Genomic DNA, 13,053 nt, shown 5'->3' on the forward strand with positions numbered 1-13,053 from the left:
TTCTAGATGATTATTTTATAATGTGCGCTCTGCATGTTGTTTACTCGTATACTTTAATTTCATTATAGAAGGTATCACGTTCAACAGGAATGCGACCTGCGCCTTTAATTAACCATATCAGATCCTCGCGAGTAATGCCTTCTGGAGTGAGTGCCCCGGCAGCGTGGCTGATTTTTTCTTTTACAATTGTTCCGTGTGCATCTGATGCGCCCATTGTTAGTGCGACTTGGGTTAGCTGTACGCCGATGTTAATGAAATAAGCTTTGATGTGTTGGAAGTTATCAAGCATTAGACGGCTAATGGCAATGGTTTTCAAATCCTCGAATGCCGAATTGCGGCGACGTATGCCAGCTCTTGGGTTAATAGGCTGCATGGATAACGGAATGAACACAAGGAAACCGTTCGTTTCATCCTGAAGCTCACGAAGATGGATCAAGTGACGAATCCGATCCTCTTTGGACTCAATGGAGCCGTATAACATCGTTGTATGAGTGCGTAGACCAAGCTCATGCGCTGTGCGATGCACCTCTAAGTATTGTGTTACATCCGCTTTCTCTACACGCATTTTTTTACGGTATTGATCGGATAAGATTTCGGCTCCGCCGCCAGTTAAGGATTGCAGACCTGCTTTCATAAGCTCTTGCAGCACTTCGCGATAAGTAAGTCCGCTAATGCGGGAGAAGAAATCAATTTCTGCTGCCGTGTAAGCTTTTAGTGTAACCTCAGGGAACCGAGCTTTCAGTGCGCTAAGGGAGTCCACGTAGTATTGAAAAGGTACGTTGGTATTATGTCCGCCGACGATGTGGAACTCACGGACACCGGGATGAAAATGCTGCTCAACGTATTCAATCATTTCTTGGCCGCTAAGCGTATAGGAGCCTTCTTCGCCTTCATCTTTACGGAAATTACAGAAAGCGCAATGTGCTTCGCAAACATTAGTGAAGTAAAGACTCATGTTTTCAATAAAATAAACCTTTTTACCATTTTTGCGCATAGCAACTTCATTAGCTAGTTGTCCAATAGTAAGCAAGTCATCGGATTGATATAAAAAAACGCCATCTTCTAACGATAAACGCTGACCATGACGAACTTTTTCTATAATCTGTTGCATTTGTTTATCTTCAGTAGGGATAACGATGTTCATGGTAAAGCCTCCTTTAGAATATACTTTGTGAAAAAAATAACTTTATTTACCGTCTAAGAAACTGTAACTATTATAAACCTCTTACGTAGTAGGGGCAACTTAAAACTGATTGGATGATCTTGTATGTAACTTAAATCGAACTTGAATGATGCAATAATTAGAATGGGCACACTTCTCTTGAGCTAGTCATCAAATAAGAGTATACTACAAATAAGTAAGTGAACCTGCAAGGAAAGATAAGTATGAATAGACACATAAACGGAGGGATGTCGCATGATCACAATCAGTGATATTGCATCTGAAAAAATAAAAGAAATGCTTCTCGAGGAAGGAACGCCAGATCTATTTCTTCGTCTTGGCGTGAAGGAAGGCGGCTGCAGCGGTTTCTCATACGGTATGGGCTTCGATGATGAGGAAGTTGAAGGCGACAAAACGCTTGAAATGGATGGACTTAAAGTAGTGGTGGATGAAAAAAGCATACCGCTTTTGAACGGTCTAGTCATTGATTTTAAGGAGTCCGCAATGGGCGGAGGCTTTACGATCGAAAATCCTAACGCAAGCGCAACATGCGGCTGTGGATCATCATTCCGCACAGCTACGGCTGCGGGTAAACCAGCTGCTGCTGGCGAGTGCTAAAATTCAAATAGGCATAAATAGATTAAGCCTTCTGCTGCAGGTAAATGAACATTTATCTGCAGTAGAAGGCTTTTTATTTGGTTATTGGAATTGAAATGACATGCAATGAAAAAAGAGCCCTGTTAGGGGCTCTTTCTCGATGGTGTTTGATCGTTGAGTTTCTAAAATATCACACTTCACATAATTTGAATAACTTGGGCACCGCTTGTTCGCAATCCGTTTTAATGGATCGTTACTAGGCGAGTGTGTTCAGAAGTACTCTGCGACACAACCCCTCGCTTTCGGTTAGCTTAGTGGTTAAATTAATTCCTCCTGCAGTCCTAGCACCAAATGGTCCAACGGAACCACACCTCTCTTCACACCATCCCTATTATAATGGACAAAATTTTTCAGGGTTATACATCGTCATTTTAGATTTTTTTATTTATAGGCATTTTTCTCATACTCTTCAAGTTCCTTGCGCCCTGCTTCAACTAAACGATAAGCTCGTTCGATGTCATTCTCCGTAGGAGTAGGCACATGCTGGAAAGTATACGGATGCTTGAGTGGCTGCCATTTATTGATGCGTAATCCATGATAGGGGAAAATTTCGAGTTTCTCTACATTATCAAGTGTGCTCATAAATTGGCCAAGCTCCACTAGATCCTGATAGAAGTCGGTTTCACCCGGAACAAGGACATGCCGAATCCACATTTTTTGTCCCAAATTGGATAGATGGCAAGCAAAACGGATGATCTGTTTATTGGATTGTGTCGTAATGGATTGATGACGCTCTTCATTAATCTGCTTCAGGTCAAGCACTACAAGATCGGTTGCATCAAGCAGTCTGCTTGCATCTAGTGAAGAAGTTTTGCAAAAGCCTGACGTTTCCAAGACCGTATGTAGTCCGAATCTTCGCTTGGCTTCTCGAAAGAGGGCAGCAACGAAAGGAGCTTGAAGAGTGGGTTCACCACCTGTAACCGTAATGCCTCCTCCGGAGCTTTTGTAATAGCTGACGAAGGGTTCAATCTCTGAAAGGATGTCCTCTACGCTGGTTACGTTCCCCCCAGACATACTCCAAGAATCAGGGTTAGGGCAAAACTTGCAGCGAAGGGAACAGCCTTGCATGGATAGGACAAAGCGGCTGCCGGGACCGTTCATGGCGCCATGGGTATCAAATGATATAAAACGTCCTTCGACGCTTGAATCAGTCATTTTTTGCCCGCGAGTGCTCATTATGTTACCTCCATTTCGTAATTGAATGTATTTAAAAAGTCGTATATAACTATCATACTGCTCCTGTTCTCCCTTAATAATCAGGGAATCTCCTGATTATTAAAGGAGAAAGCCCTGAATTTTCGGTTTAGAATAGGCGCGTTCCATAAATAGGGAATCCTATGCGTTAATTCAGGGAATTCCCTGACATACAAACTTTCCAGATCGTTTTATAATTAAATTCAGAGTTAATGAAAATGAACGGAACTATCTTGCAAGGCATCAGAAAGCTATGGATAGCTATGAACTGCTTGGAAGCTGAATAATGAAGGAGGAACGACGATGAAGACGACCGAAGAGGGAATCGCTGCCGGCATAGAGCGGATTAGATTGGAGACTGACAGTGATTTCGCGGGACTCGGCTTGATCGATACCAATATAAGAAAGCTGCGCTGGTCACACGCATGGGGTAGTATTAGTAAACGCACGCTGTTAGTTGAGCAAAAGCCGAGTGCCGGCATATCCGGGGCGGCTATTCGCTCAGGCAGACCTGCCAGTACAAGCGCCGCAATGACGGATGCTGAACGATTTAAGCTGGGAGAACCAATCTTACTCGCGGAGCAGCTTCTTATTGCTGTAAGCGTTCCTATAGAAACAAGTGAAGGCATTACGGGCGTTATTTTGCTGGGCAGACGATCACTTCAAGCTTATCAGGCGGATGAGCTGGAGTGCGCGGTCATGCTAACGAAGCAGCTAGCAGAGGAGATGGGACAGAGGGGCTAGCATTATTTTGCTGGAGTGGTATCATTTTTATTTCAATAAGTCCATCTGAGCATAAAAGTAAGCTATAATATGAGGAAGCAACATCCATTTTTATAGAAATGAAAGGGATGGGAATGACAGGTGAAGGGAGAAGTACATGATAAAGCTATTAATTTGTGATGATCATGCAGTGGTCAGATCAGGCCTTGCTTTGCTGTTAAACGGCAAACACGACATTGAAGTGGTGGGAGAGGCATCAGAAGGCGATGAGGCAATCGAAATGTCGCAGCGGCTGCTTCCTGATGTCGTACTGATGGATCTCAGTATGCCCCATGGCAAGGATGGAATGACGGCAACGACAGAGCTGAAGAAACTGCTGCCGAATACTGCTGTCCTCATATTGACCATGCATGACGATGACGAATATTTATTTCGAGCGATACATATAGGAGCATCCGGATATATTTTGAAAAACGCGCCTCATGATGAGCTGCTGTCTGCTATTCAATCGGTCGCGCAAGGCAATGCCTATTTATATCCAACGGCTACGAAACGTTTAATGAGCGAGTATCTCGTAAGAATGAAGCAGGGCGGCGAGGAAAGCGGTCCTTATGAAACGCTGTCGGAACGGGAGAAAGAAATTTTAGGCTGGATCGCTAAGGGCTATTCCAACAAAGAAATTGCAGAAAACCTTATCATAAGCGTGAAAACGGTAGAAACGCATAAAAGCCACCTGATGGATAAATTGGGACTTAGAACTCGGCCAGAGCTGATTAAGTTCGCATTGAAGAAGGGGCTGCTCACATTTGAATAATGGAACAAACGAAAAGTTTCGTCAAATTATCGGAGCAGACGTTGATTATTTACTGACGGTTCTAGAGGGGCAAATTGATGATAAGCAGATGCTTGCTCAAGTCAATCAATCCCTAAAGCAGCTTGCTGACGTGAAGTTTGCGCTCGATGAGTCTTCCATCGTTGCTGTTACGGATACGAAGGGGAAAATCCAGTACGTCAATGATAAATTTTGCGAAATATCCAAGTACAGCCGCGAGGAATTAATGGGTAAGGATCACCGAATTATTAACTCAGGTCACCATGGATCCCAGTTCTTTCGCGAGCTTTGGCGCGTCATCTCTTCCGGTGAGGTATGGCGAGGAGAGATTAAGAATCGTGCGAAGGACGGCAGCTTCTACTGGGTAAGCACGACAATTGTCCCTTTCTTAAACGAGAACGAGGATCCTTACCAGTATTTGGCTATTCGTAGTGAAGTGACGCAGAGGAAGCGGGCGGAGCAGGAACTGAAGGAAATGATGGTTAAGGTTATCGAAATCCAAGAGGATGAGCGGAAGCGGATTTCTAGGGAGCTGCATGACGGTATTGGTCAAAGTTTATTTTCCTTGTTGATTAAGATGGACCGTTTAATCGGTGATCATAGTGAGCTTGCTGAGCTGAATGCTATCCGCGCTGATGTGTCAGGAATGATGGAGGATATTCGCGGCCTCGCTTGGGAGATTCGTCCTTCCGTTCTAGATGACCTTGGCGTAGTTCCTGCTATTCGAACCTATGCGGAAAACTATTCACAGCACTTCGGGATACAGCTGAAGCTGGAGTGCGGCCTTAAGAGCAGACTCGGCATACATAAGGAGACAGCCATTTATCGGGTCATTCAAGAGGCTTTGACGAATATTGCAAAGTACGCGGATGTTGCTGAGGCTGAGGTTGTGATGGAGGAGAGAGCGGAGGAAGTTGAGGTCCGAGTAACGGATCGCGGCCAAGGCTTTAATCTGGATCGCATTCAACGCGGCGTTGGTTTGTTTAGTATGGAAGAGAGAGCGCGCAGTGTAGGCGGACATTTAGAACTGATATCAAGTCAAGACAACGGTACCGTTGTTCGATTTGTCGTTCCAAAGGGAAATCAAATAGGAGTAAGCTCTTATTAAAATTTTATAAATAATCTTATAAATAATTAGAATATCATGTAGAAGATGTAAGCAGCCTTGTGCTATCAGGCTTCTGTCGTCTTCTTTTTTTTGACCATAGATCGGGACGTTACATTCACATGATGAATAGTTAGGGGAAAAAGGAGAGTTACTTCATGTTTCGAGACACACTAGAATTAGTTGTAAAATCAGCTTTGGCTAGAAAAGCATTATTTAATGAGAGCAAAGGCCGTTATTTATTGTCTGCAGGCTTGGCAGGCGCTTACGTAGGCATTGGGATTATTCTTATTTTCACAATCGGCGGCGCCCTAGCTGCTTCTCATTCTCCAGTTACCTCACTTGTAATGGGCTTATCTTTTGGGATTGCATTAACCTTAGTTATATTTGGAGGAGCAGAGCTGTTTACCGGCAATAACATGATATTTACGGTGAGTACGCTAGCCAAAGCAACGTCATGGAAGGATACGTTACAAAATTGGGTATGGTCTTATTTCGGTAATCTTGTTGGCGCTATGGGGTTATGCCTGCTTATTATAGGGACAGGCTTATTTGCCGACATAAAACCAGACCATCAGTTGTTTACTTCAGCAGCTAAAAAAATGAATATAGATACCATGCAGCTTTTCTTTCGCGGCATTATGTGTAATTGGCTTGTATGTCTGGCCATCTGGACATCTCTTCGAGCAAAGGAAGACACCGCAAAGCTTATCCTTATTTTCTGGATGTTGTTTGCTTTCATTGCATCGGGCTATGAGCATTGTGTTGCAAATATGACGGTTCTTGGTCTTGCCCTATTGCTGCCGCATCCAGAGACCATTACAATTGCAGGATGGTTTCATAATATGATTCCCGTTACGTTAGGCAATATGGTTGGCGGAGCCTTGTTTGTAGGTTTTTTCTATTGGGTTATTACGCCTATTCGCAAACCTTAGCTTATGCTTACGAAGTAGGTTTTCTACGAAAACCTTAGCTTATGCTTACGGAGTAGGTTTTCTACGAAAACCTTAAGGAGGACAAATTCATGTATCGAATATTCATCGTGGAGGACGACGATAAGATCGCTGCGATTTTGAAGAGCAATATGGAGAAATACGGCTTTGTGGCGGAAACAGCCTCACAGTTCCGTGAAATACTGCCGGAGCTAGAGGCGTTTGGACCGCAATTAGTCCTGTTGGATATTAATTTGCCATACTTTGATGGCTATTATTGGTGCAGGCAAATACGCGCACGCTCTAGTGTTCCAATCATCTTTATCTCTGCAAGGGCAGGGGAGATGGATCAAGTGATGGCGATTGAGAACGGTGGCGATGATTACATAACGAAGCCGATTCATTTGGATTTGCTGATGGCGAAAGTGAAAGGGATTCTTCGCCGTACATATGGTGAGTATGCGCCTGCAGCAGCACCGTCACTATTAAATGAATCGAGTGAGGCAACAGGCAACGGACATGGGGAGTTATCTGCGCATGGGTTACGATTATTTCTGAATCGAAACGAGCTGGAGTGGCAAGGGGTACGGGTAGAGCTGACCAAAAATGAACAGCTCTTAGCGGAATGTTTGATGAAATCGCCCTTTGAGGTGGTTTCAAGAGAGCAGCTGCTTGAGGCTCTATGGGATGATGTTCAGTTTGTTGATGATAATACACTGACTGTCAATGTGACTAGACTTCGTAAAAAGCTGGAGGGGCTTGGGTTGCCAAAAGCTGTTGAGACAGTTAGAGGTCAAGGCTATAAGCTAATTCTGACGGGATTAGATAAGGATGCACGGCGATGAGAGGACTATCGTTGTTATTGTTTTTGAAGGATCGCTTGGTGTTTATTTTTGTAACACTGCTTATCATCGCATTGGCTGTCTGTCTGCTGACTCTTGAGCAAGAGAGATATCCAGGTATGATTGACAATGCAACGGTATTTTACCTAATTATATTGTCAGTATTTTTACTTGCAGTAGCGCTTATTATTGATTATTTGCGTCAGCGGGCTTATTTCAAGCAATTAATCGATGCTATTGAGCGTTCAGAAGAGCTGCAGGCATCTACTATCGTGAAATCTTATGTGACGAAGGAGCAGCAGCTTGTTGGCAAAATGCTGGAGGAGCAGCACCGAGCCTATATGAATGAGCTTGGTAAATATCGTCGTCAGCAGGAAATGCATAATCATTTTGTACTTCAATGGGTTCACCATATGAAGACGCCGGTATCCGTTATTGACTTGCTGGCACAGGATGCTTTGCAGCAGAAGACATCTACGCATGAGGAGCATAAGGGGCTTGTGCAGAGCGTGCAGGAAGAAACGGACCGGTTAACACGCGGACTTGAGATGATGCTCTATACCTCCCGTCTTGAGAAGTTTGAAATTGATCTTCATATGAAGCGGATTGCGCTGCATGAGCTTGTTCGAACGGTAATTAATGCACATAAAAAGCTATGTATCCGTCATTCCATTTTTCCTAAAGTGGATGGTGAGGCTTGGGTGGAAACGGATGAGAAGTGGATGTTGTTCATCTTGAATCAATTTATCAGCAATGCGATAAAATATAGCAAAAGCAAGCCGGGGGCAAAAAAATTGCTCTTCCTTCTCCAATATAATGAGGATGGCTTCGCGAGCATGGAGGTTGAGGATGAGGGGATAGGTATTGCTGAGCATGACCTTCCGCGCGTCTTCGATCCTTTCTTCACTGGAGAGAACGGACGAGCTGCAGGCGAGTCAACTGGCATGGGGCTTTATTTGGCAAAGACGGTTTGCAATCGATTAGGACATACACTGAGCATATCCTCTGTTATTGGAGTGGGTACAACGCTCAAGGTGTTGTATCAACCCCGGGGCATTCACCTTTTAGAGGACAAGGAAAATCACTAATGATGTCTTAGGTGACAAGGTGACAATTTTGTAAGAATAAGCGGTCATGATTGAAAGGAAAATCGATGGGTTCGTTGTCTCCCCTGATTTATACTAAGGTTAATCACAAGAAAGACAGATAAATTTGGGGGGAACAAATAAATGAGCGTACTTAAAGCACAAGGGCTTGGCAAAATATACAGCAGTAAAGGAAATGTGGCATACAAAGCACTTGAAGATATTGAATTAAACGTTGAGGCTGGAGAATTTGTCGGAGTCATGGGACCGTCAGGAAGCGGGAAGACCACACTGCTTAACCTGCTGTCCACGATCGATCGACCGACATCGGGAGAGCTTGAAATAAACGGTGTTAATCCCAATAAGCTAACGGACAAAAAGCTGGCTTTGTTCCGCCGACGGGAACTCGGCTTCGTGTTCCAGGATTTTAACCTGCTGGACACATTGTCTATCAAAGAAAATATCATTCTGCCACTTGTACTGGAAGGACTCTCTCCAAAACAAATTGAGCAGAAGCTGACTCCGCTTGCTGAGCTCCTGCAAATTACAGCGATATTGAATAAGCGCACTTATGAGGTGTCCGGTGGACAGAAGCAGCGTGCTGCAATTGCGAGAGCGATTATTCATCAACCTTCACTTGTACTAGCGGATGAGCTCACAGGTAATTTGGATTCCAAATCAGCGAAGGATGTTATGGACTCCCTAAAGGATATGAATGAACGTTTCAAAGCCACCGTGCTTATGGTTACGCATGATCCTTTTTCAGCAAGCTATTGCCAGAGAATCGTCTTTATCAAGGATGGGAAGTTTTTCTCTGAAATCCGCCGCGGTGCAAATCGCCAAGCTTTTTTCCAACAGATACTAGACGCTCTCAGCGTGCTGGGAGGTAATTTCGATGACGTTCCGTTCGCTCGCGCTTAGTAATATTAGGGGCAATTGGCGGTCGTACAGCGCGTTTTTCTTCAGCAGTGTATTTTCTGTCATGATCTTTTACATTTATGCAGCATTTCTAGCACATCCTGACGTATTGAGCGGTCACATTATGGCGGCATCTAAAATAAGAAGCGGTATGCTTTTCTGTGAATACCTTATCGTCATCTTCTCATTTCTGTTCGTGCTCTATTCAAATTCAGCATTTCTCAAAACAAGGCAACAGGAATTTGGTTTATTCTCCTTGTTTGGGATGACAAGAAATCAGCTTAGAAAGTTAGTCATCTATGAGAATGCTGCCATTGCAATTCTTGCTATAGCAGTAGGTATTGGTTTAGGGATGCTGTTTAGTAAGCTTTTCTTCATGGCATTGGCGGTACTTCTGAATATGAATGATACCATTCCATTCGCAGCTCCATTGCAAGCGATAGGACTTACAGCAGGCGGTTTCTTTGCACTGTTTATGCTTATCTCGATATGGACCGCACTTCGAATTGGAAAAACCGAAATTATAGATTTGCTTAAGGCTTCACGTAAACCTAAGGGACAGCTTATATTCTCACGTTGGCTCGTTGTAGTTGGCGTTGTTTGTTTGGGTGCTGCATATGGTATGGCTTTTGTAATGAATAGCGGGACGTTTGTTTTGTTTGCATTACCTATATTAATTACAGTTGTAATCGGCACATACTTCTTGTTTACACAGCTAAGTGTTGTTCTTCTACGATTTATTCAGAAAAGAGCCTCTATTTATTACAAACGTACGAATATGATTGTTTTTGCTCAACTGGGTTATAAAATTAAAGATAATGCGCGGATATTGTTCACGGTGTCTATCCTAAGCGCGGTCGTCATGACTGCACTTGGAACCGTATATATTATGCAAATCGGCAGTAAAGAAAGCATGCTCCAAAACTCTCCTTATTCTCTTGCATATATGGAGAAAGGCGTAAATTCACATCACGTTATAGATCCGGAGGAACTAAAGCGCATCGCAGCGAAGGATGGCTTTCCTGTCATTCGCGAAGCGAAAATAGCCGGAATCGAGATGACCAACTTCACGATTGAAGCGAATGGAAATAAAAGGAACCACAATGATATGAGTTCGATTATTATCTCAGCAACAGATTACAACAAGCTGGCTAAGGAAAATGGTCAGCCTGTAATTCAGCCCGAGAATGGCAAGGTAACACTGGCTATGCGAACCTATGGTGGAACAGGCGCCAAGAATGGTGTAATTAAAGGAAGTATAAATGGCAAGGCAACGGAACTTAGACTTAGCAGTACCGTTGATGCAGTGGTTATGAACTGGCTTGAGAGCAACTATTATACATTCGTCATGGATGACTTCTCCTATTTGAAGCTGCTCTCAACTGTACCTGAGGATAAGCTTAACGTTATGTATGGATTTGAGCTAAGTAATTGGGAACGCTCATCTGGTACCGTAGAGAAAATAAAAGCTTTAGTACCAGAGAAGCTTCTTGAGCAGACCGATTTCCGACGGGCAACCGACTATGATTCAATGAAAGAAGTCGTTTCACTTACCTTATTTATAGGCTTGTTTATCAGCTTACTGTTTTTTATTGCCTCTGGCAGTATGATATACTTCAAGCTCTTTACGGAGCTGCAAGAGGATCAAGCACAATTTAAGGCTTTATCTCGGATTGGGATGACAAAAGGAGAGATCCGAAAAATTGTCGTTACTCAAATCGGCATCATATTTTTCGTGCCCGTCATCGTCGGCATTTCCCATGCACTGTTCGCGATGAAGGCACTCGATAATATGATGGAATCGTCGAACTGGATTTATTCCTTTGTTGTTATCGGCATTTATATTGCCATGCAGCTTATTTACTTCATTGCAGCATGCAGCAGCTATATGAAAAGCATGCTGCGCGGTGCAACGGCATAGAAACTTTCTATAGGCAACTAAAAAGCAGCTCCTCATCGTTTAGGATGGGGAGCTGCTTTTATTTATCCATTACGATCATAGCCAGGGTAGTTATAGTCGGTATCTTGGAGTTTCCTTAGTATGTTCATTTCTTGAATATGAGCTCTTGTCTCATCGGTTCCCAGCTCATATATGGCGTCATAAACCTTTATAATATCCTCATTATATTTATCAGTCGTCTCATCATGATCAGCCGATTTAAATGGAATAGGAGCTCGGAGCTGTATTTTTTCATCATCAAGCTGAACTTGATCAAGCAGCTGCTGCAGCTCATCGATCTCATCAACTGTTGCTGTCACCGTCAATTGCTCATTGGTATCAGGCCCATACTCAATTTTTTTGCTGGATACGGATACGTAATAGAGTTGCTTCTCGCTCATTGCTCTCACTCCTCATCTTTAGCGTTACTAAGTAGTAAACGAGTTTGAGATGGGATGAAACATGGGTAATTCAGCATTAACGAAATTGGAATGGATGCTGTCAGGCAATTCCTGTAAGATTAAGGTATCTTTTGTACAGATACAATTCAAGAAATGAGGGGTTTGGAATGATACTTAGAAGACTTCGGACGCTATCCGCTGTTGTTATCCTATTATTCATGCTCGGCCCGACAGCAATAAGTGCAAATGGAGGACCCATGTATGAGCCGGCAGACGGACATGGACTGCTGCGGCTAGACGAGGGAACGAATGTGAGCTTAGTTCGGGAGAAGGTCTCTTTTACGATAAAAAAAGAGGCCAGTAGATATGATCGTCAAGCGGATGTATCGATTCGGTATGAACTGAAAAACAATAATGATTTTCAGAAGGATATTGATGTGTTGTTCCTTACTCCTACAAGGGAAGTACTAACCGTTATGGAGGGGGATAAGCGGATTCCATCAAGCTTGACGAATGATGCAAAAACGCTAAACTGGCATGCCGGCACCAAAATGACAGTTACTGATCCTGTAAGCGGTAAGGAGCTGCGTATATATTCGTATGGGGATTCTCGCAATGAAACGACAGGAACACGATTCTTCTTGTCATTCGAGCCAAATGAAACAAAGCAAATTGACATTCACTATACAGAATTTGGAGGGATGTATGACAAAGGGGTTATCAGCACTATCTTTTCGCGCCTTTATTACCTTACCCCTGCTAAGTTTTGGGAAGGTGAGCCGCAAGTAGAGCTAGAAGTCATTTTAAATAATCCTAACCTAAGCTTTCATTCGAATTTGCCTATGGAGAAAACAGGACCTGCAACATATCATGCCTTATTTAAGGGCCTGCCTGGGGAGGAATGGTACTTCTCTTATACGAATCCTGGGCGTCTCCTCTTCCCAACAAATATAGAAAGTGATCATAATTTACTGATACTGCTGTCAACTTTAATAGTAACGGCACTTGCTTCAGGGGCGGCACTCCTACTGAGAAGGAGTTGGATTCTCATGATCAGTTCAATTGGGATTATGTTCTTTACGGTCTATTACATTACGAAAATGGGAGGATATCCGTTTAACCCTATCTTTGTTGGATTTACGGATATAGTAGTTGGAGTGTTTTTAATCGTATGTAATATAGTGGTCTTCAAAAGAATTCGAAACTTGTCAAAGAAGGCAGTTAAGACTTTATAGCGAATTCGAAATTATATTTTATGATGAA

At 43.2% G+C, this 13,053-nt stretch carries 13 protein-coding genes; 10 read left to right on the forward strand and 3 right to left on the reverse strand.

The window, feature by feature from the left end; all coding sequences use genetic code 11:
* Window positions 1-40: 40 nt before the first annotated feature.
* Window positions 41-1,144, reverse strand: coding sequence for an aminofutalosine synthase MqnE (gene mqnE, locus AC0YOD_RS20475; RefSeq protein WP_475801181.1), 1,104 nt, complete (start codon window positions 1,142-1,144; stop codon window positions 41-43).
* A 273-nt stretch (window positions 1,145-1,417) separates the two neighbouring features.
* On the opposite strand from mqnE, the gene AC0YOD_RS20480 reads away from it, so the two are divergent.
* Window positions 1,418-1,780, forward strand: a complete 363-nt coding sequence (locus tag AC0YOD_RS20480) for a HesB/IscA family protein (protein WP_475801182.1) — start codon at window positions 1,418-1,420, stop codon at window positions 1,778-1,780.
* A 420-nt stretch (window positions 1,781-2,200) separates the two neighbouring features.
* On the opposite strand, the gene pflA is transcribed toward AC0YOD_RS20480, so the two are convergent.
* Complete coding sequence (gene pflA, locus AC0YOD_RS20485) at window positions 2,201-2,995, reverse strand: pyruvate formate-lyase-activating protein (RefSeq protein ID WP_475801183.1); 795 nt, start codon at window positions 2,993-2,995, stop codon at window positions 2,201-2,203.
* A gap of 321 nt (window positions 2,996-3,316) precedes the next feature.
* On the opposite strand from pflA, the gene AC0YOD_RS20490 reads away from it, so the two are divergent.
* The 8 genes from AC0YOD_RS20490 to AC0YOD_RS20525 all read left to right on the forward strand — a co-directional run bounded on the left by AC0YOD_RS20490 (window position 3,317) and on the right by AC0YOD_RS20525 (window position 11,371).
* The gene (locus AC0YOD_RS20490) at window positions 3,317-3,757 is read left to right on the forward strand and encodes a GAF domain-containing protein (RefSeq protein WP_475801184.1); all 441 of its coding nucleotides are present in this window, start codon (window positions 3,317-3,319) and stop codon (window positions 3,755-3,757) included.
* Between the two features lie 136 nt (window positions 3,758-3,893).
* Window positions 3,894-4,550 (forward strand): response regulator transcription factor, encoded by a 657-nt coding sequence (locus AC0YOD_RS20495; RefSeq protein WP_475801185.1) that lies wholly within the window; start codon window positions 3,894-3,896, stop codon window positions 4,548-4,550.
* Window positions 4,543-5,676, forward strand: coding sequence for a PAS domain-containing sensor histidine kinase (locus AC0YOD_RS20500; RefSeq protein WP_475801186.1), 1,134 nt, complete (start codon window positions 4,543-4,545; stop codon window positions 5,674-5,676). Before AC0YOD_RS20495 ends, AC0YOD_RS20500 begins: the two co-directional genes overlap by 8 nt.
* Before the next feature lie 155 nt (window positions 5,677-5,831).
* A complete protein-coding gene (locus AC0YOD_RS20505; protein ID WP_475801187.1) occupies window positions 5,832-6,608 on the forward strand; it encodes a formate/nitrite transporter family protein in 777 nt (258 codons plus the stop codon).
* Between the two features lie 89 nt (window positions 6,609-6,697).
* Window positions 6,698-7,450, forward strand: coding sequence for a response regulator (locus AC0YOD_RS20510; RefSeq protein ID WP_475801188.1), 753 nt, complete (start codon window positions 6,698-6,700; stop codon window positions 7,448-7,450).
* Entirely contained in the window at window positions 7,447-8,535 is a 1,089-nt protein-coding gene (locus AC0YOD_RS20515; RefSeq protein ID WP_475801189.1) for a sensor histidine kinase, read from the forward strand. The genes AC0YOD_RS20510 and AC0YOD_RS20515 overlap by 4 nt, the downstream gene beginning before the upstream one ends.
* Window positions 8,536-8,676: 141 nt before the next feature.
* On the forward strand, window positions 8,677-9,453 hold the full coding sequence (locus AC0YOD_RS20520; protein ID WP_475801190.1) for an ABC transporter ATP-binding protein: 777 nt from the start codon (window positions 8,677-8,679) through the stop codon (window positions 9,451-9,453).
* Window positions 9,428-11,371 carry an ABC transporter permease gene (locus AC0YOD_RS20525; RefSeq protein ID WP_475801191.1) on the forward strand — a complete coding sequence of 648 codons (1,944 nt, stop codon included), beginning with the start codon at window positions 9,428-9,430 and terminating at the stop codon, window positions 11,369-11,371. Before AC0YOD_RS20520 ends, AC0YOD_RS20525 begins: the two co-directional genes overlap by 26 nt.
* Window positions 11,372-11,433: 62 nt before the next feature.
* Here the strand turns inward: AC0YOD_RS20525 and AC0YOD_RS20530 are convergent, their stop codons facing one another.
* Window positions 11,434-11,790 carry a hypothetical protein gene (locus AC0YOD_RS20530; RefSeq protein ID WP_475801192.1) on the reverse strand — a complete coding sequence of 119 codons (357 nt, stop codon included), beginning with the start codon at window positions 11,788-11,790 and terminating at the stop codon, window positions 11,434-11,436.
* Window positions 11,791-11,957: 167 nt separating this feature from the next.
* On the opposite strand from AC0YOD_RS20530, the gene AC0YOD_RS20535 reads away from it, so the two are divergent.
* Entirely contained in the window at window positions 11,958-13,025 is a 1,068-nt protein-coding gene (locus AC0YOD_RS20535; protein ID WP_475801193.1) for a hypothetical protein, read from the forward strand.
* The last annotated feature ends 28 nt before the right edge of the window (window positions 13,026-13,053 follow it).

The sequence above is a fragment of the Paenibacillus sp. J31P13 genome (assembly GCF_056269295.1).